17 protein-coding genes are annotated in these 19,632 nt (G+C 40.1%); 10 read left to right on the top strand and 7 right to left on the bottom strand.

The annotated features are described in order from the left end of the window. Positions 1-73: 73 nt before the first annotated feature. The 3 genes from H5157_RS16245 to greB form a co-directional block, all read right to left on the bottom strand. On the bottom strand, positions 74-655 hold the full coding sequence (locus H5157_RS16245) for a CBS domain-containing protein (RefSeq protein ID WP_182694446.1): 582 nt from the start codon (positions 653-655) through the stop codon (positions 74-76). A gap of 50 nt (positions 656-705) precedes the next feature. After that, positions 706-1,017 carry a hypothetical protein gene (locus tag H5157_RS16240; protein WP_033020846.1) on the bottom strand — a complete coding sequence of 104 codons (312 nt, stop codon included), beginning with the start codon at positions 1,015-1,017 and terminating at the stop codon, positions 706-708. A gap of 116 nt (positions 1,018-1,133) precedes the next feature. Continuing rightward, positions 1,134-1,613: a transcription elongation factor GreB gene (gene greB, locus H5157_RS16235; RefSeq protein WP_002959554.1), complete on the bottom strand. Its 480-nt coding sequence runs from the start codon at positions 1,611-1,613 to the stop codon at positions 1,134-1,136. Positions 1,614-1,808: 195 nt separating this feature from the next. On the opposite strand from greB, the gene ompR reads away from it, so the two are divergent. Together ompR and envZ are read left to right on the top strand one after the other, a co-directional pair. After that, positions 1,809-2,528: a two-component system response regulator OmpR gene (gene ompR, locus H5157_RS16230; protein ID WP_182694450.1), complete on the top strand. Its 720-nt coding sequence runs from the start codon at positions 1,809-1,811 to the stop codon at positions 2,526-2,528. A gap of 5 nt (positions 2,529-2,533) precedes the next feature. Beyond that, complete coding sequence (gene envZ / locus H5157_RS16225; RefSeq protein WP_182716557.1) at positions 2,534-3,850, top strand: two-component system sensor histidine kinase EnvZ; 1,317 nt, start codon at positions 2,534-2,536, stop codon at positions 3,848-3,850. Positions 3,851-3,869: 19 nt separating this feature from the next. Here envZ and H5157_RS16220 read toward each other — a convergent pair whose 3' ends face one another. After that, positions 3,870-5,912: a glycoside hydrolase family 97 protein gene (locus tag H5157_RS16220; protein WP_182725073.1), complete on the bottom strand. Its 2,043-nt coding sequence runs from the start codon at positions 5,910-5,912 to the stop codon at positions 3,870-3,872. 158 nt (positions 5,913-6,070) lie between these two features. Between H5157_RS16220 and H5157_RS16215 the strand changes: the two genes are divergently transcribed. From H5157_RS16215 to H5157_RS16205, 3 genes are all read left to right on the top strand, one after another. Continuing rightward, positions 6,071-6,694, top strand: a complete 624-nt coding sequence (locus tag H5157_RS16215; RefSeq protein ID WP_182725072.1) for a methylamine utilization protein — start codon at positions 6,071-6,073, stop codon at positions 6,692-6,694. Then, entirely contained in the window at positions 6,684-7,916 is a 1,233-nt protein-coding gene (locus H5157_RS16210) for a hypothetical protein (RefSeq protein WP_182725071.1), read from the top strand. The genes H5157_RS16215 and H5157_RS16210 overlap by 11 nt, the downstream gene beginning before the upstream one ends. 65 nt (positions 7,917-7,981) lie before the next feature. Continuing rightward, positions 7,982-9,583 (top strand): methyl-accepting chemotaxis protein, encoded by a 1,602-nt coding sequence (locus H5157_RS16205; protein ID WP_182725070.1) that lies wholly within the window; start codon positions 7,982-7,984, stop codon positions 9,581-9,583. A gap of 180 nt (positions 9,584-9,763) precedes the next feature. Here the strand turns inward: H5157_RS16205 and speE are convergent, their stop codons facing one another. Continuing rightward, positions 9,764-10,627 (bottom strand): polyamine aminopropyltransferase, encoded by an 864-nt coding sequence (gene speE, locus H5157_RS16200; RefSeq protein ID WP_008138747.1) that lies wholly within the window; start codon positions 10,625-10,627, stop codon positions 9,764-9,766. Between the two features lie 198 nt (positions 10,628-10,825). Here speE and speA point away from each other — a divergent pair, with 198 nt between their 5' ends. Genes speA through H5157_RS16180 form a run of 4 tightly spaced genes read left to right on the top strand, consistent with a single transcriptional unit; the run spans position 10,826 to position 15,847 of the window. After that, positions 10,826-12,706, top strand: coding sequence for a biosynthetic arginine decarboxylase (gene speA, locus H5157_RS16195; RefSeq protein WP_002959544.1), 1,881 nt, complete (start codon positions 10,826-10,828; stop codon positions 12,704-12,706). A gap of 60 nt (positions 12,707-12,766) precedes the next feature. Then, the gene (locus H5157_RS16190; RefSeq protein ID WP_182682750.1) at positions 12,767-13,645 is read left to right on the top strand and encodes an acyltransferase; all 879 of its coding nucleotides are present in this window, start codon (positions 12,767-12,769) and stop codon (positions 13,643-13,645) included. 25 nt (positions 13,646-13,670) lie between these two features. After that, positions 13,671-14,591: an acetyltransferase gene (locus H5157_RS16185; protein WP_182725069.1), complete on the top strand. Its 921-nt coding sequence runs from the start codon at positions 13,671-13,673 to the stop codon at positions 14,589-14,591. Continuing rightward, positions 14,588-15,847 carry a mechanosensitive ion channel family protein gene (locus H5157_RS16180; RefSeq protein WP_002959539.1) on the top strand — a complete coding sequence of 420 codons (1,260 nt, stop codon included), beginning with the start codon at positions 14,588-14,590 and terminating at the stop codon, positions 15,845-15,847. The genes H5157_RS16185 and H5157_RS16180 overlap by 4 nt, the downstream gene beginning before the upstream one ends. On the opposite strand, the gene chrA is transcribed toward H5157_RS16180, so the two are convergent. Then, positions 15,804-16,958 carry a chromate efflux transporter gene (gene chrA, locus H5157_RS16175; protein ID WP_182725092.1) on the bottom strand — a complete coding sequence of 385 codons (1,155 nt, stop codon included), beginning with the start codon at positions 16,956-16,958 and terminating at the stop codon, positions 15,804-15,806. The two genes, H5157_RS16180 and chrA, sit on opposite strands and share 44 nt — an antisense overlap. A 190-nt stretch (positions 16,959-17,148) precedes the next feature. On the opposite strand from chrA, the gene H5157_RS16170 reads away from it, so the two are divergent. Continuing rightward, on the top strand, positions 17,149-17,781 hold the full coding sequence (locus H5157_RS16170) for an OmpA family protein (protein ID WP_002959537.1): 633 nt from the start codon (positions 17,149-17,151) through the stop codon (positions 17,779-17,781). Here the strand turns inward: H5157_RS16170 and H5157_RS16165 are convergent, their stop codons facing one another. Continuing rightward, a complete protein-coding gene (locus tag H5157_RS16165) occupies positions 17,782-19,560 on the bottom strand; it encodes an ABC transporter transmembrane domain-containing protein (RefSeq protein WP_182725068.1) in 1,779 nt (592 codons plus the stop codon). Between the last annotated feature and the right edge of the window lie 72 nt (positions 19,561-19,632).

Raw genomic sequence — 19,632 nt, 5'->3', positions numbered from 1 at the left:
TCTTAAAGCAAGCTATTTTACTTGCTTTAAGATGGTTGGGTCGGGAGCAAATCAATTCAACTAAAAGAGCGCCCTAGTGAGGGTGCTCAATGTTTTCTAATACCTCACTGAAAGAGTGAGCAATAGGTGAGATATGTACAGGAATATGTAATGTTTTAGCTATTTGGCGAGCTGAAATTAAACCACAAATTTCGTTACTCGCTGTTGTAACTAATAAAAACATTGTGCCCTGATGCTCCATCGTTTGCAGCGCATCACCAATGCATGCGTAGCTTAAGCTTTGCATACTTACACCTGTAAGGCGGCTAACTGGTGTCATAATGTCACGTAAGCTTACTTCGCTTCGTTGCATATTTAAGCGCTCTGCAATAATAGTAATTTTAGAGCTTTGTAAATCGGCGCTAGAAACTAGGCCAATTAATTTTTGGTGTTCGTCTGTTACTAAAACAAAGTCAGATTGTTGTGCACTTACTTGTTTAAGTGCCTCTGTAATCGTTGTTCCATGCTCTGCACGAATAGGTGTTTTTTGAGTAAAGTTATTCACCATTTTTAGCGCTGGAGAAGATAAATCGATTAATGGTTGATCATCTGCAAATGTGCTAGCAATAACGCCATGAGAAATATTTTGGGTACGTAATTCTTTAAAGTTAGACATAGTAGTCACCTTAGTAGTTATAAAATTTAATTAAGTTGTAAAATAATGAATTAAATTAAATAGCTAGGTGGTCCGCGTTGGTATGCAGTGCTAAAAGGTCTGTTTAGATTAGTGCTCTTATAAAAAGAATCTACGACATTAGGAAGTGGTTGAGGCGACCTAAAGGTAATAGTGTTAACGTGAGAGTCCACGTCAAAATCGAGGTTTGCTTGGTCAGGAATATCACAAGTAATAAAGTGATTAGATAGTTTAGCGTTATCAAGGTTTACGTCAGTGTTGCTGGCATGCAGCGTCAAACTTACACTCATTAAAAGTGCAAACAATACGGCATTACTAAATATGCGCTGTACTATGTTTGACATAATCACGACCTTAATTAACTGCTTTCAAATTGAACAAATCAACTTGAATAATTCAGTTATAGCTTATTGCTTTAATTTACACAATCAAAAGTTAACATGATCTGAATCAAAACTTTTTATTTCTTTTTTTGGTAATCGATACTGTTTACATACCACTGCTTTTTTCCCTGAGGAGTGGTCACTTCAAATTCGTCGTCCACTTGTTTTTTAATCAACGCACGCGCCATAGGTGAGTCTATTGATATGTAATCTTTACGGTCGTAAATTTCATCAGGACCTACAATTCTGAACTTTTTAACTTCACCTTCTTCGTTTTCAATTTCAACCCATGCACCAAAAAATACTTTTCCATCTTGCACCGGAGAGTAGTCAATAATTTTTAAATCTGGTATGCGTTTGCGTAAGTAGCGTACTCGGCGGTCAATTTGGCGCAGCAATCGCTTGTTATATTGATAGTCTGCGTTCTCAGAGCGATCTCCGAGGCTGGCTGCCCAGCTAACTATTTTTGTTACTTCTGGGCGTTTTACGTTCCATAGTTGATCGTGTTCTTGTTGTAATTGCAAGTAACCTTCGCGGGTAACTAAATTTGTTTTCATGGTGAATTCTTTATTAACTCTAATGGTGTGCACGTTATTAAATTTGCCAAAATTTGTCGAGCGTAAAATGTAATAAAGTACGAGTAAGGAAGTTTTGAAATGTTCAGTAACAATCTAAGCAAGTAATTAGTTTTTGATTATTAAGTTTTTCATTTATATTAACTAGTAATTGGATATAAAAATAAGAAAGAGATTATGGGACACGAGACCACAAAAGTATTAGTTGTTGATGACGATATGCGCTTACGCAGTTTGCTTGAACGTTACTTAGTAGAGCAAGGCTTTATTGTTAGAACCGCAGGAAACTCGGAGCAAATGGATAGACTCCTAGAGCGCGAAAACTTTCACTTAATGGTTCTCGATTTAATGCTCCCAGGCGAAGATGGCTTATCTATTTGCCGCCGCCTACGCCAAAAAGAAAATGAAATTCCTATTGTTATGCTTACTGCAAAGGGCGACGAAGTAGACCGTATTATTGGTCTTGAACTTGGCGCTGACGATTACATTCCAAAACCATTTAATCCACGTGAGCTACTTGCTCGCATAAAAGCAATTTTACGCCGCCGCGCAAAAGAAGTGCCAGGTGCTCCTGCTGCTGAAGAAAACTTAATCGCTTTTGGTAAATTCACCCTTAATTTAGCAACGCGCGAAATGAGTGAAGGGGATAAAACAATATCGCTTACCAGTGGTGAGTTTGCAGTGCTTAAAGCGCTTGTTTTGCATCCGCGTGAGCCACTTAGCCGCGATAAGCTAATGAACTTGGCGCGTGGACGTGATTACAGTGCGCTTGAGCGAAGTATTGATGTGCAAGTGTCGCGACTTCGCCGCATGATTGAAGTAGATGCTGCTAATCCTCGATATATTCAAACCGTTTGGGGTTTGGGGTATGTGTTTGTTCCCGACGGTGAAAAGTAATATTTATGGGCATGTTTCCGCGCAGTGCTTTTGGGCAAACTGTTTTTTTAGTGGCGGCTTTGTTGCTAATAAATCAAATAGTGTCTTATGTTACGGTTAGTTTTTATGTTGTAAAACCAACTATTGAGCAAGTTAACTTGATGCTTGCTAAACAAATTAAAACGGTATTTATTGACTGGGAAGATGGCGTTGAAATAAACGACGAAGTATCTGCGAAGTTTTTTGAAATTACCGGCATTGAAGTAATGACGCAGCGCGAAGCAATGCGTCAAGGACTTGGGCAAAGCCGCGAATATTCTATGCTATCGCGTAGCATGACTGAGCAACTTGGTGGTTATTCTCGTGTACGTATTAGCCAAACTGATCCATTGATTTATTGGGTTGAAGCACCGCAAGCGCCAGGTTATTGGGTAAAAGTACCGCTTAAAGGTTTTAAAGAGAATAACTTAGAGTTTTTAACTTTTTACTTATCAAGTATTGGCTTTTTAAGTGTGCTGGGTGGGTGGTTGTTTGCAAGGCACCTTAATAGGCCATTAAAAGCACTGCAACAAGCTGCAGTAAAAGTAGGTAAAGGCGATTTTTCTACCAAATTAGAAGAAGAAGGCTCAACAGAAGTAATAGAAGTAACGCGCGCGTTTAATCAAATGTCGCGCGGAATTGCCGCACTTGAAAACGACCGCCGTTTACTAATGGCTGGTGTATCGCATGATTTACGTACGCCGCTTACGCGTATCCGTTTAGCCACCGAAATGATGGTTGATGAAGACGACTATCTTCGTGAAGGTATTATTTACGATATAGAAGATATGAACGGGATTATCGATCAGTTTATTGAGTATTTACGCCACCATAAACGTGAAGAGCTAAGTTGCGAAGATATAAATGCTTTAGTTGCCGAGGTTGTAAATTCTGAGCTTCAGCATCAACGTACTATTACGTTTAAAAGTAATCCAAATATAGGCAATATACCCTTAAGCTCTGTGGCTATTAAACGTGTAATTACCAACATGATTGGTAATGCGCTGCGTTATTCTGAGGGCGATATTGAAGTACTTAGTTACTTTAATTCAAACAAAAAATATGTAGTTATCGCTGTAAACGATAGTGGTCCTGGGATCCCTGAAAACGAATTAGAGTCTGTGTTTGAGCCCTTTAAGCAAGGCGATGCTGCACGTGGCAGTGAAGGTAGTGGCTTAGGCCTTGCCATTATTAAACGCATTGTTGATATGCACGACGGTAAAGTAAAACTAGAAAACCGCCCAGAAGGCGGTTTAAGTGCACAAGTATATTTGCCAATCAAGGTATCAACCCCTGTACAATAAATGCAGGGGTTTTATTGTATTAAAGTGCTTTAAAGCGAATAGCAGTACCGCCACTGGTGGCCAGTTTAAGCGTAAGTTTATCGTTTGTAGTCACAATACGTTTTTCGATAGCTATATCGTACGGATTGTTTTTCCACTCTGCGTTTTTACCATCTTTATAAATTTGTGCTTCAAACTTCTTGCCTTGCTCTAAAAAGTCGAGTTTCACCTCAATAGTTCTAGCTTTCTCGTCAGTAACAGCACCTAGGTACCAATCATTTCCTGAGTATTTAGTGCTTTTACGTTCTTTACGGGCAAATACAATAAAGTCGCCTACTTCGCCATCAAGGGCAATACTTTGCTGCCAATCTGTTGGTACGTCTTGAATAAATTGAAATGCGTCGGGCTTAGCCAAATAGTTTTTAGGTAAGTCGGCAGCCATTTGAATTGGGCTATACAACACAACATAAAGTGCAAGTTGTTTGGCAAGTGTAGTTTGTGGGCGGTTTGTATCGCCTCCTAAACCATTAAAGCTCATATCAAAAATACCTGGCGTAAAGTCCATAGGGCCAGAGAGCATGCGGGTAAAGGCAAGCATTGGTACGTGTTCTGGTGGGTTAGGAGGCGAACCCCATGCATTATATTCTTGCCCGCGTGCACCTTCGCGCGCGATCCAGTTTGGGTAAGTACGGCGCAGGCCTGTATCTTTAATTGGCTCGTGAGTATTGATGCTAATTTTATGTTTAGCCGCAAGCTTTACGTTATGAAGGTATTCGTTAACCATAAATTGGCCGTCATGCCATTCATGGCGCGCAATACCGTTTTTGTCTATACGTTTTATATTTCCGCCATCGGCTACATAACCTGTTTTTACTTGGCTGACGTTTGATTTTTCGTAAAGTGTAAAGGCATCTTCCATTTGGTCTCGGTAGTTGCTTACATTGCCTGATGTTTCGTGATGGCCAATGAGCTGTACGCCTTTTTCTTTGCCGTATTGAGTCAGCGCTGCTATATCAAAATCATCGTACGGTTTGGTAAAGTTAAATACATCGCCATTAAAGTACCAATCGCCATCCCAGCCAATATTCCAGCCTTCAACGAGTACGCCATCAAAACCATACTGCGCTGCAAAATCCATATAGTATTTTGTGGTTTGCGTAGTGGCGCCGTGTTTTTTACCGCTACCCCAAGTTTGCGTGTTTATATGCATACCCCACCAAATACCGACGTATTTGCCAGGTTTAACCCACGACACGTCACCGAGTTTATTAGGCTCGTTTAAATTTAGTATTATATCTGAATTAACTAGGCCAACAGCGCTGTCGGCTATTTGAATGGTGCGCCATGGTGTTTTAAAAGCACCTTGTTTTTTAACGGCAACACCATCTGACCAAGGGGTTAAGTCTGCTGTAAATGTGCCTGGACGGCGCTGATTAAGCACCATACCCGCGTAATCAACAAGAGCGGCTTCATGAATACTAATATGAGTACCGTCACTTGTTTTAAACGTAAATGGTGTGTGAGCTAGTGGAGCTTCGTTAAGTGGAGTAGTGTTGTAAACATATTCGTAGCGGTTCCAGCCACGAGCAGGTATCCACCATGCTGTTGCATCATGGCTATTGTTTATTGCAAACTCAGTCAGCTCTTTGGTTATTTCTGTATGTTCGAAGCCGGTTTGTTGTGGCACTTCGTATCTAAAACCTACACCACTATCAAATGCTTTAAATCGAATAGTGTAGGTACCTTTATTTGGCTCGTTTTTTGTAAAGGTAACGGCTACTTCGTTATATTCGTCAACAACGTTTTGGCGTTCGCCCCAGGGTTGTTGCCACTGCGAGTTAACGCTTTGTTGTTCAATGCTTTTAATTTTAAAGCCATCGCTAAAAGCTGCTTGTGTTTTAAATTCAAACCCCAGTAAAGATTTGTTTATAACCGCTTTGTTTTTAAATTTTATTGCGTAGCTTGGCGTGTTGTTTTCGTCAGAGATGCTTACTGTTATTTGTGTGTCTGGCGATTTTAGCTCTACGGTTTGTCCGTAGCTATTACTAGCAAAGGCTAAAAGCACAAGTGCTGGTATTCTCATGGTGTGTCCTTAGATGAGTCGGTGGTGACATTTAAGGATAATGACTGTTGATGATTAATACGACTGCCTACATACGTATTCAATGTTTTAAAAAATAGAAAGAATTTAGTGGTTTAATCGGTCTATAATGTAAACAAATTGATAATAGCGACAAGAAAATGATAAAAAGCTTACTTTGTGTATTTTTACTAAGTGCTAGTACTGGAGTTTTTGCAGCAAATATTACAATTAAAAATGCTAATAATGGCCCATTACCTAATGCTGTTGTATGGCTAACTGCAGGAGATGCCTCTAGCGTTATTCCTCCAGAAGCACCTTATGTGATGACCCAGCAAAATCGAGAATTTAAGCCGCGTATTTTAGTTGTCCCACAAAATGCAAAGGTAGAGTTTCCGAATGCGGACTCAATCATGCATCATGTTTATTCATTTTCTAAAGCTAAAACATTTGAATTAAAGCTATATAAGGAGCACCCAAAAGCGCCCATTACTTTTGAACAAACCGGTGTTGTTGAGCTTGGCTGTAATATTCATGATTGGATGTTAGGTTATATAGTGGTGGTAGATAGTACTATTTTTGCAATCACTGATGAAAATGGACATGTAGATTTAAATGCCAATGCAGGCGAATACACGTTAAGTGTTTGGCATTCTGGGTTTAGCGATATTAGTAAGATTGAATCTCAAACTATTACTGTGGCTACCAACCCTATCATTTATAAAGTAAAGCAGGAAATAGCGGAGCAAATTGATTTTGCTACGGATGAATTTGATGATTATTAATAGGCTAATGAGACTGGCACTTGTAGCCGGTGCTTTATGTTTTAGTAATGTGTTGTATGCACAAGTAAAAGGCTTAATACAAATTAGAGCCGTGCAGGGTGATAATACACGTAGCTTCCAAGAGGGCGGCCTTGGGCTATATCGGCACGATACTAAAAGTGATGAGCTTATTCTATCGCAAGGTATTTTAGATTTTAATGTTGATTTAGCATCTAGCTGGTCGGCTCACGGCGTGTTAAATGCGAATCAAGATCCTGACGTTGGCCTTGGTTTTACGCAAGCTTATATAAAGTATCAGCCGCTATCTAACAGCAACTATAAATGGCATGTGCGTGTAGGGGGCTTTTATCCACTTATGTCGCTTGAAAACCCTGATATAGGATGGACTTCTCCTTATAACTATACAAACTCAGCTATTAATAGCTGGATAGGCGAGGAAGTACGCACTGTTGGCGCAGAGGTAACTATTAAGCGCCCAGCAAAACGTTTTAACAGCGCTCATAGCTTTAGTTTTGTAGGTGCTACATTTAAAGGCAATGACCCTGCCGGTACTTTACTTGCTTGGCGTGGTTTTGCATTACACGATAGGCAAACTACATTTAACGAAAGTGTTAAATTTGCGCCTGTAGCGGCATTAAATACGTATGAATTACGCTGGCAAGCTAATCAGGTTTTACCGTTTGAAGAAGTAGACGGACGTTTTGGCTATTACGCTGGCGTACACTGGGATTACTTAAAAAAATCACAATTTCGAATTTATTATTACAACAATAACGGTGACCCAACCACACTTAATATTAGTACAGGGCAGTATGCTTGGGATACTCGCTTTACAAGCGCCGCTTGGCTTTATAAGTTTAATAATAAAACCCGCTTTATAGCACAGGTACTTAATGGTAAAACCGAAATGGGCGCTAATGCTTTAATAGATAATGCCTTTTACAGCCATTATTTAATGTTAAGCCATAAAGAAGGCAAGCATCGAGTTTCTGTACGCTACGATTACTTTAAAGTGACAGATAACGACACTACTGCGTTTGATCCTAATGCAAGCAATGGGGAAGGTTTAACCGCAACATGGCGCTACCAGCTCACTAATAAACTACAAATAGGGGTTGAAGGTTCTGCACTTAAAAGTGTTGCAAAAAATAGAGAGCCAATTGGATTTAATGAACGAATCTCGCAGCAGCAAATAATGCTAAACGCTCAATGGCGATTTTAGGTTTTATAAACTAGATTTATTATCAAAAAGGTAGGTATTAAATATGTTTTTTTTTGGAGTAATTAATGAATTTGAATAGTATCCGCGTCAAAGTCTCTTTTCCTATTGTTATTTTAGGTATTGCTATCTTGTCGTTAATTATTGGGTATTCATACTTAATTAACTTACAAAAAAATGCATTAGATGTGCAATCCGATAAATTTATTAAGGCTGTGTCTCTTGCTTTGAGTGCCGACAGGGATTTGTATCAAGCAAAGGTTGCGGAGTTAAATTTAGTCGCACATAACGACAATAAAGAAGCTTATTTGCAAAAGCATAAAGAAAATGCCGAGCAAGTAACACAAAGGTTAGAGCAGTACTTAACTTTGTTATCGGATTATCCAAAAGCTATAAATGGGCTTCGCGGTTTTGATGGTGCTTATAATACTTGGTTAAACGCTTCACTGGCCTATATGAATGATAAAACAAATCTAAAAAAACAGTCTCAATCAGAAAAAGCATTTGACGAATTAAGAGCTACGCTTGATCAAGCTGGTGAATTAGCAGAGCAAACATCGGTTGAAGAAGTTCAAAAACTATCAGACACAATTGCTTCAACTAAGTTAACTATGCTTATTTTTGTCATATTAATTTTATTAGTGGCGTGTTGGTTTAGTTACCTTATTCCTAAGCAATTAACACAGCAAATTAACTATGTAACTTCTCGTATTAACGATATAGCCTCTGGTGATGGCGATTTAACTGGCAGGATCGTTATAACGTCTAAAGATGAATTTTCTGAACTTGCAACGCAGTTCAATCGTTTTCTCGACAACTTACAGCAATTAATTCGCGATATTTTAGAGCAATCAAAAGAACTAAGTGAATTAGGAGGTGAGTTAAGTCAGGTTGCAAATAAAAACAATGCTGTAAATCAAACGCTCAGCCAAGCCTCTGAGTCAATAGTAAGTGCAGTGCATGAGATGAGTGTAGCAAGTAGAGAAGTTGCAGGTGTTGCTCAGCAATCATCAACAGAAGCTGATAAATCGTTAAATTTAGCTCAGCAAGGACTAACAGCGGTTGCGCACTCTAGTTCTCGTATTATTTCTTTGTCGCAAAATATGGAGCAAGCTATGGCGCGCTCTACAGAGCTACAACAAAGTTCTGATAACATTGCCAAAGTACTTGAGGTTATTCGTGCAATTGCAGAGCAAACAAATCTGCTGGCGCTTAATGCTGCTATTGAAGCCGCGCGAGCTGGTGAATATGGCAGAGGTTTTGCTGTGGTAGCAGATGAAGTAAGAACATTGGCTACACGCACGCAAGTAAGCACAAACGATATTCAAAAAATGATAGAGCAATTTGCAACGAGCGTAGAACAATCAATTAAAGCGATAGATGAAGGTAAGCAATTTGCAGATGATGCGGTTGGTTCGTTTAGTCAAACTAATGATGTGCTTAATGCAATGCAAAGCTCGTCTACTAAAGTAAATGATATGGCGATGCAAACAGCGCAAGCGACTGAAGAGCAGACAACGGTTGCAGATGAAATAAGTCAAAACCTATCATCATTAAACGATCAAACTTTAGAAGGGGGGGCGCTTGCTCGAACTACTGAGGATGTATCTAAAAAAATGGAACAATTGACTGATGAGCTAAATCACTTAGTGCATCGATTTAAAGTTTAAATAAACTGATTATTTGGTTAGATAGCTCTTTAAGGTTTTGAAATATAACTGTACTTATGTTGTTTGCCAGCTCAAGTTCAGTTTGAATCGTCATTATAAAAATAAAAAGGGACTTTAAAAGTCCCTTTTTTAATGCAATTTTAACCTTGAGAAGTCAACAAAGCCTAAAGTGAATTAGTATTATTTTTTATCAAAAGCGCGTTTCATGTAGTTAGGTGTAGCGAGTGCACCATGATGAATACCGCTGTTGTAGTATTCACTTTGCTCAGCTATTTGTGCTGCGCCGTCTTCTCTAAAACCGTCAAATGCTTGTGATTTACGTGCAAGTGTTACCGACCATAAACCGCTTGGGTAAATTGGTTGCGGGAATGGCAGTGTTTGTAAATCGTTAAAGCCTACGCTTAGCATTGCTTCGCGCATTTCAACTAATAATGGCATATGCATAAGAGGTGATTCGCTTTGTTGCACTAAAATACCACCTGGGCGCAGTGCATCTAAACAGCTTGTGTAAAACGCATGATTAAATAAACCTTCACCTGGACCCACCGGATCGGTGCCATCAACAATAACCACGTCGATAGATTCGCCAGCGGCTTCGCGCATGTATTTAATACCGTCGTCAAACATAACCGTTGCACGGGCGTCGTTGTTAGATTCACAAAGCTCTGGGAAGTATTTTAACGACATTTGCGTTACTACTTCGTCGATATCTATTTGCGTTACAGTTTCTACGCCTGGGTGTTTTAATACTTCGCGTAAAGTACCGCAGTCGCCGCCGCCAATGATAACGACGTTTTTAGGGTTTGGGTGCGCTAAAAGTGCAGGGTGGCTGATCATCTCATGATAAAAGAAGTTTTCGCGGGTTGTTACCATAGTACACCCGTCGATGATCATTAAATTACCAAAGTCTGTGGTTTCAAACATTTCTACCTTTTGAAAAGGAGACTGTTTTTCATCTAACTTTTTATTAATACGTAATGAAAATGCGCTGCCATCGCGGTCGCTAATTTCAGTAAACCACTTACTTTGATCTAAATTTGCCATAGTTACTATTACACTTTTTAGGTTGAGTATGAAAAAGGGGCAATTCTGCCAGTGCTTGGCGTTTTGCTCAATGACATTTTAACTGATTTGACGAATAAAGTTAGTTAGGAGTGAGTGAAAGTTCAATTTTTGTTAGCCTAGTGGATAGTGACGTATTAAAATGCGCCTTTATACCTAATTGACTAAAGAAGAGTTGCCATGACCTGGGGTTTAGAAACAGCACGCGCCACTTATAACGTTGCTCATTGGAGTGATGGTTATTTTGATATTAACGCACAAGGCGAACTGGTGGCTTACCCAGATGGCGACCAAACAAAACCGGCCATTTCTTTAACGCAATTAACTGAGCAGTTTAAGCAACAAGGTTTAACGTTGCCGGTTTTAGTACGCTTTACTGATATTTTAAAAAATCGTGTAGACACACTTACTAACGCGTTTACGCAAGCGCGAGCAAATCGTGAATATAACGGAAAATACACCTGTGTTTACCCAATAAAAGTAAATCAGCAACGTTCTGTAGTAAGTAAGCTATTAGCGCATCCAAGCGGGCTTGTTGGCCTAGAAGCAGGCTCAAAGCCAGAACTTATGGCTATTTTGGGCGTAGCAAAAGAGCCAATTACTATTGTGTGTAACGGCTATAAAGACAGTGAGTTTTTACGCCTAGCGTGTATTGGTCAAGCAATGGGCCACAGCGTAAAAATTGTGGTAGAGAAGCTTTCAGAACTAACCACACTACTTGAAGAAATAGACAACCTAGGCATAGAACCTGCTATTGGTATTCGTATTCGCCTAAACTCAGTAGGCAAAGGCAAGTGGCAAAACACGGGCGGCGAAAAAGGCAAGTTTGGTTTAACGGCAGGCCAAGTACTAAGTGCAGTTGAAGTGCTTAAAAAGCATAATAAGCTGCACTTAATGCAAATGGTGCATTTTCATATTGGTTCTCAAATTGCCAACATTCGTGATATTCACCGTGCTTTGCGTGAATGTGCACGCCACTTTGCTGAGCTTACGCAATTAAATGTACCGTTAAATACCGTTGATGTGGGTGGCGGCTTAGGCGTTGATTACGAGGGCTCTGGCTCACGCAGTGCGTGTTCAATGAACTACACCGTAGAAGAGTACGCGCGTAATGTAGTGAATGCATTTGCAGAGGTGTGCGATCAGCATAACCTTACGCATCCGGCCATTATCACCGAATCGGGGCGCGCTTTAACCGCTCACCATGCGGTATTAATTACCGATGTAATTGACGTAGAAAAAGCGCCCAATCATTTAAATCCAGAGCCACCGCTTGAAAATAGCGCGTTAGTGCTTGATGAAATGTGGCAGTGTTTACAGCGTTTAAACCCGCGTATGGCACTTGAGATTTATCACGACGCTATGCACTTATTTAGCGAAGCGCACGATCAGTACGTGCATGGCTTAGTAAGCATGCTAGAGTGGGCGAAAATAGAGCAGCTTTACTTTACTATTTTACATCGTGTACGTGCATCGCTTAGTAATAATGCGCGCGCGCACCGTGAAGTCCTCGACGATTTAAACGAAAAGCTTGCCGATAAACTCTTTGTTAACTTTTCATTATTTCAGTCATTGCCTGATGTATGGGGTATTCAGCAGTTGTTTCCGGTTATGCCAATCGAAAACTTAACTCAACCATTGACTCAGCGCGCGATTATTCAAGATATTACCTGTGACTCTGACGGGCAAATCCGTGAATACGTTGAAGGTGCTGGTATCGAAACTAGCTTACCCATTCCAGAATATAAACATGGCGAGCAATACCATATTGCGATGTTTATGGTGGGTGCATATCAAGAAATTTTAGGCGATTTACATAACCTATTTGGTGACACTGATTCTGTGCATGTAGAGCTTAACGATGAAGGTTATGTGTTAACCAATGCTATAAAAGGTGATAGCGTTAAGGATGTATTAAAGTTTGTTGACTATGATAGCGCCATTTTAGCTGACAACTTTGCGTACCAAGTTAATAAGCTTGATGTATCAGCGCAGTGTAAAGAAGGTTACTTAGCTGAGCTTAATGCAGGCCTTGAAGGCTATACCTATTTTGAAGATTAATTTGTAAGCAACTGAAAGCGCAGTATTAGTGGCTGCGCAATGTTTAAAGGAATGGAAGTAATGTCAGTTATTCGCGGTGTATTTAGTATTATTTTTTACACAATAAACACACTTTTTTGGTTTGTGCCTATTTTTATTTGTGGGCTTATAAAGCTTATACCTATTAAGCCTCTACAAAAGATTATGAGCTGGGCTGCAAAGCAATTTGCAACAATTTGGGTGACCTTTAATAGCTTAAATCAAAAGTTATTTACGCCAACTAAACTTAATGTAACTGGCCTTGAAGACCTTAAGCTAAAGGATTGGTACCTAGTAATTGCAAATCACCAAAGCTGGGTCGATATTTTAGTATTGCAGCGCGTGTTTAACCGTAAAATTCCATTTTTAAACTTCTTTTTGAAAAAAGAGCTTATTTACGTGCCTATTCTAGGTTTGTGTTGGTGGGCGCTTGATTTTCCGTTTATGACCCGCACGAGTAAAAGCCAATTAAAAAAGAATCCAAAGCTGCGTGGCAAAGACTTAGAAACCACGCGTAAAGCCTGCGAAAAATTTAAAGAGATGCCAGTAAGTGTGGTTAACTTTGTAGAAGGCACTCGTTTTACTACACAAAAGCACGCGCGCCAAAATAGCCCGTTTCCACATTTATTAAAACCAAAAGCGGGCGGTATTGCTTTTGTAATGCAAGCGATGGGCGAGCAAATTACTAAAGTGGTTAACGTTACAATTCATTACCCTGATGGGATTCCTACATTCATGGATTTTGCAGGTGGTAAGGTAAAAAATATCAACGTACACGTGGATGTAAGGCCTGTAAGCGAAGAGCTTATTGGTGACTACACCGGCGATTCTGAATTTAGAGTACGCTTTCAAAGCGAGCTAAATCGTTTATGGGAAAATAAAGAGCAAACATTACAATCGCTCGAAAAACACCCCAAATAAAAGGCAAAAATATGAGCTTACAGTTATGCTAAAAAAGTGGTTACCAAATTGGCTTAACGGCTTAATTGTGGGCTGCGTATTGTTTTCTAATGTAATGCTTTTTGGCTCACTAGTATTTGTACTAGGGCTTATTAAGTTATTACTGCCTTTGTCTGTTGTTAACTCTTTATTGCACAGCGCTTATCGAGGGTGGTGTAATGGCAATCGGTTTGGCTTGTGGCTAGGTTGTCCTAATATTGTGGTTGATAAAAGTGGCGATTTAAATTCAAAAAGTTGGTATTTACTTATATGTAATCACACGAGTTGGTTAGATATAACCGTGCTTAGCTCATTACATGCATTGCCAGCCCCTAAGTTTTTTTTAAAAGATGAATTAAAATACGTGCCTTTTATTGGTACTAGTGCGTGGGCTATGGGTATGCCGTTTATGAAACGGGTAAGCAAAGCACAGCTTGCTAAAAACCCAAAGTTGAAAGGGTTGGATGTAGAGCGCACAAAGCGCAGCTGTCGCAATTTTCGTCACTATCCTACTACCATCGTTAATTTTGTTGAAGGCACACGCTTTACGCCAGCTAAGCATAATCTGCAGCAAAGTCCTTTTAAGCACTTATTAAAACCCAAAGCGGGTGGCATTGCTTTTGCGCTTGAAGTGCTAGCCAACCAATTTGATGCCATGCTAAATACAAGTTTAGTGTATAGCGGTAAAACAGATCACGTTTGTCGGAACTTACTCAAAGGCGAGCTAGATTCTATTTATGTTTCAATAGACGTAACGCCCATTAATGACAATATGCAGGGCAGCTATCAAACCGATGACGTATTTAAAGCTAATTTTCAACATTATGTGAATGAGCTATGGGTTGCGAAAGATCAGCAGCTTGCCGATATTTATGCTCAACAAGATTTACCTGAACCACAAATCAGTAAGGAAATTGAAACACTATGACCAACACCCACCTACAGGAGTTAATCGCTCCTTGGTTTGAAAAAGTACCCGATGCGGATTTTCTTAGTTCTATTACCGCAGTTTCAATAGGGATTTTTTCTTTATTAATTGTTTACTTATTTACTCGTAGGTTAATGTTACCAGGCATTCAAAAAGTGGTAACTAAGCTTTCGCCTCAACGTATTGGTTCGTTGTCGCCTATGCTTAATAAGCTTAATAGACGTATTGCAGGTATGCTTTGCTGCGTATTATTTTTGGCGACCTTTGACAGTGTTTATCCGGTTAATGAGCTGACCGCTGAAATTTTGAAAACGGTTGGCCAAGCCATACTAATTATTCATGTAGGTTTTATTTTTAGCAGTATTGTAAGTATTGCGGGTTCTATTTATAACCAATTGGAGTTTGCACGCGAAGTCCCTATTCAGGGCTTAATTCAGGTTGTTAAGCTAATCACCTTTATTGTGTGTGCTATTTTAATTGTAAGTATTTTCCTTGAGAAGTCACCCACTTATATTCTCTCTGGCTTTGGTGCTATTGCAGCTGTTACGTTATTAGTATTTAAAGACACTATTTTAGGCTTTGTAGCTAGTATTCAAATCGCAGCAAATCGCCTAGTAACCTATGGTGATTGGATTCAAGTAGAAAACTATGGCGCCGATGGCGAAGTAATTGATTTGGGTTTAAACACTGTAAAGGTACGTAACTGGGATAACACCATTACAACTATTCCAACTTATATGCTAGTTGCGGGTTCGTTTAAAAACTGGCGCGGTATGCAAGAGTCGGGCGGTAGACGTATTAAACGTTCACTTAATATAGATATGCACAGTATTTGTTTAGTAAGTGATGAATTTAGAAAGCAAATAGATGCGGCTATTCCGCTTCATGACTATATCCGAGTGACGACATTACCCGCTCAAGTTTCTAATTTAGGGCTGTTTCGTCGTTATGCTGAGGGCTATTTAAAGCAGCACAGTAAAATTAATACGTCGCTTACGTTAATGGTACGAGAGCTACAACCAATGAACCACGGGTTACCGATTGAGTTTTATTGCTTTAGTGAAGACAAACGCTGGATTTCGTACGAGCATCTACAAGCCGAAATAATGGACCATTTACTTGCAGTATTGCCAGTGTTTGGGCTTAGGGCATATCAAAGTGTTAGTGGGCAATTAAGCCCTCCTAACGAGCAACAAACAGATAAGCCAACATTTAGAGTGATGGCAAATAGTGCTGCAAAAGACCCACAGCAATAAATAAAGCTAAGAGCCACCAAATAGGTGGCTTTTTAAATCGCAGCCATGCAAATGTAATTATTACTAACGCAACCTGCCAAAGGTTATGCACAGCCGATGTCCAAATTGGTGAATACAATGCGGCCGCTAAAAAACCGACTACCGCTGCATTAAGCGCCGCTATTGAACTTGCAAAACGTGGCTTACTTGCCAAATTAATCCAGCTCTTTTGGAATGCGAGTATAAGTAAAAAACCAGGCATAAATATAAGCAGTGTAGCTATAAGGGCACCCACTAAAGGTTGCTCAGTAGTAAGTTGTGCGCCTAAGTAAGTAGCAATAGTAAACATTGGCCCTGGCACTGCCTGTGCACTCGCGTAAGCACTTAAAAACTGATCATCACTCAATGCTGGTACGCCAGCTTGAAGTACCGGCAGTACTACGTGTCCGCCGCCAAACACCATTGCACCCGCTTGGTAAAAAGGGGTAAACAAAGCAAACTCATGCCCTAGTGGAATAAAGCTAACCCCAAGTAAGAGCGCAAATAACCCCAGTGCAATCCAATTAATATTACTGTTTTTACTGCTAACATCGTCTGCTACTGTGCCAAGTTTTAATAAAGGCCATATAGCACCTACTGTTGCAGCAGTGATTAAAATCGCTATTTGAGTTCCCATCATTGGAAATAACACCAAGGCAAGTGTACTCATTATCGCAAGTAACTTAAGCGCACCACTTGTACAAAAGCTTTTAGCCATACTAAGTGTTGCATCAGCGACTATAACAACGGCAAATAACTTTAAGCCTGCAATAATTGCAAAGTAAACAGCGTCAAACTGATGGGCACTAGCCGCAAGCAGCACCATTATTAAAAACGAAGGCAAGGTAAAGCCTACAAAAGCAGCTATACCACCCAGTACTCCTGCACGCTCAACACCAATAGCAAAACTAACTTGGCTAGAGCCTGGCCCTGGTAATGCTTGGCTTAAACTAATAAGTTGTGCGTAACGCGTGTTAGTTAGCCAATTTAACGAGTCTACAAAGTGGCGCTTAAAATAGCCTAAATGCGCAGCGGGGCCACCAAAACTCATGCACCCTAGTAAAAAAAATTGTCTAAAAATAGCAATTAACATTGCGCCAATATCCTTTGTAAAATTCATTAAATTGTCACAGCGTAGTATGACATTTTTATTAAAACGGCACATTAGTTTGAGGTCTGTTTAACAATCATGCAAGATGCGCTGCTTTTAACACTCTCTTCATAGTTTGTTCATACATGTATTTGCATACTCTTGCTAAATTCTTAATGAATAGGGTATCACCATGACTTTAACTAAATCACTTTTAAGCGTAACCGTAGTAGCTGTATTACTTTCTGGTTGTGAAATGAATAACACCGGCAAAGGTGCGGCTATTGGCGCAGCAGCGGGTGGCGTATTAGGTAAAGCAACAAGTAACCATAAAGATAAGCGTATTTTTATAGGCGCTGCTATCGGCGCACTAGCTGGCGCTGCAGTGGGTAACTACATGGATAAGCAAGAAGAAGCATTTCGTGATGAACTTGCAGGCTCTGGTGTTGAAGTTGTACGTGAAGGAGATAACTTGCGTTTAGTTATGCCATCTAATATTACGTTTGCGACCGACCAATCTTATATTTCGTCTGGCTTTAACGATACCTTAGATGCTATTGCTAAAGTGATGAACAAATACGAAAAAACGTACCTAAGTATTGAAGGCCACACAGATAGCACAGGTAAAGACAGCTACAACATGAACCTATCGCGTGAACGTGCTCAAAGCGTTAAAAACTACTTAGTGAACCAGCAAATCATGGCTGAGCGTGTAAGTACTATGGGTTATGGCGAAACACGTCCAATTGCGACTAACGATAGTGCAAATGGCCGTGCTCAAAACCGCCGTGTAGAAATTCAAATAGTACCAAACACTGAAGAATAATTAGTCTTTATTAAACTGTAATTCACACAGTTTTTGATACAACGGGTTACTTGCTACTAATTCTTGGTGGGTACCCGTTGCTATAATCTCTCCATTTTCCATTACCACAATCACATCGGCATGTTTAACCGTTGCTAGTCTATGGGCAATAATAAGCGTGGTGCGGTTTTGCATTAAATGCTCAAGCGCTGCTTGTACATGGTGCTCACTTTGAGCATCGAGTGCGCTGGTGGCTTCATCAAGAAGGAGTATTTCAGGGTCTTTTAGTATGGCACGCGCAAGCACAATACGTTGCTTTTGCCCACCCGATAACCGCACACCTTGCTCACCTAAAAAACTGTTATAACCTTGCGGTAATTGTTTAATAAATTCATCTGCATGAGCATGTTTGGCAGCGGCATATACTTGCTCGTCACTTGCTTTTGGGTTGCCGTAGCGAATGTTATGCATTACATCGGAGCTAAACAAGATAGGGTTTTGCGCGACCATACCCATTTTACCTCTGAGGGTATTAAGCGATAATTCTTTAATGTTTATATCTTTAAATTTAATGGCTCCGCTAGCCGGATCGTAAAAGCGCTGTAGTAATTCAAATAAGGTTGTTTTACCTGCGCCAGAAGGGCCAACAATAGCCACAGTTTGGCCTTGAAGTATATTTAAACTTATTTTATTAAGTGCGCTTACGTCTGGGCGAGAAGGGTAGTTAAAGCTTATATTCTCAAGCGTAATAGCAGGGCTGTTACTATTTTTTAGTAAGTAACTATCTTGTGGATTTAGTGGGTTTTCTATCTCACTTTTAACAGCAAGTAACTCAAGTAATCTTGCAGCTGCGCCTGCTGCGCGTTGTAGTTCGCCATATACTTCAGCAACGGTTGCCACCGACATTGCTACCATAATAGCGTAAAACACAAAGGCTCCTAGCTCACCGCCAGTCATGGTACCTGCTAATACGTCGCTGCCGCCGACCCACAGCATTGCGCTAATAGCGCTAAAAGTTAAAAATATTACCGCTGCAATTAAAAACGAACGTTGCTTAATGCGGCTTTTAGCCACATTAAAGGCTTTTTCGGTTTCAAGTGCAAAAGCGTGCTGCTCTTGCTCTTCGTGGCTATAGCTTTGCACAACTTTAATATTTTGAATGATCTCGCCGGCATAGGTGCTTATATCGGCTATGGCATCTTGGCTGGAGCTTGCAAGTTTGCGCACCTTTTTACCAAATATCATCATAGGAACAAGTACCAACGGCACACAAGCAACAACCACTAAAGTAAGTTTTAAATTAGTAAACAACAGCATAGCAAGTCCACCAACCAGCATAAGTACACTGCGCAACGCCATAGAAAATGATGAACCAATAATTGATTGCAGTAATGTTGTGTCGGTTGTTAAACGCGACATAAGCTCGCCACTGCGGTTTTCTTCAAAGTAGCTTGGGTGCAAAGTAACAATGCGATTAAACACGGCTTTGCGAATATCGTTACTGACTCGCTCGCCAATCCACGACATTAAATAAAAGCGGCTAAACGTGCCTACGGCCAATAAACTAATTAAACCAATAAGCACCAATACAGCTTGTTGTAGCTGCGCTTGGGAGCCAGCTATAAAGCCATGATCTATGACAAACTTAACCCCTTGACCTAATGATAAGTTAACACCAGCGGTGACTAAAAGGGCAGCAAGCGCCGCCACTACCATCCATTTATACGGTTTAATAAACGCAAAAATAGGTAATAAACTACTAAAAGCGGCTTTTTCGGGCTTAGGGCTTGTTTTTGACATAGTGGATTCTTTTTAAAGGTTAAGGTATAGATATGGCACTAAGATAATAAAAATCAATACTTTTAAACATTA

The sequence above is a fragment of the Pseudoalteromonas sp. SG43-3 genome, assembly GCF_014164385.1.
Classification (GTDB): domain Bacteria; phylum Pseudomonadota; class Gammaproteobacteria; order Enterobacterales; family Alteromonadaceae; genus Pseudoalteromonas; species Pseudoalteromonas distincta.
Note: the sequence above shows the minus strand (reverse complement) of the source record. Positions and strands in the feature narration are given on the sequence as shown.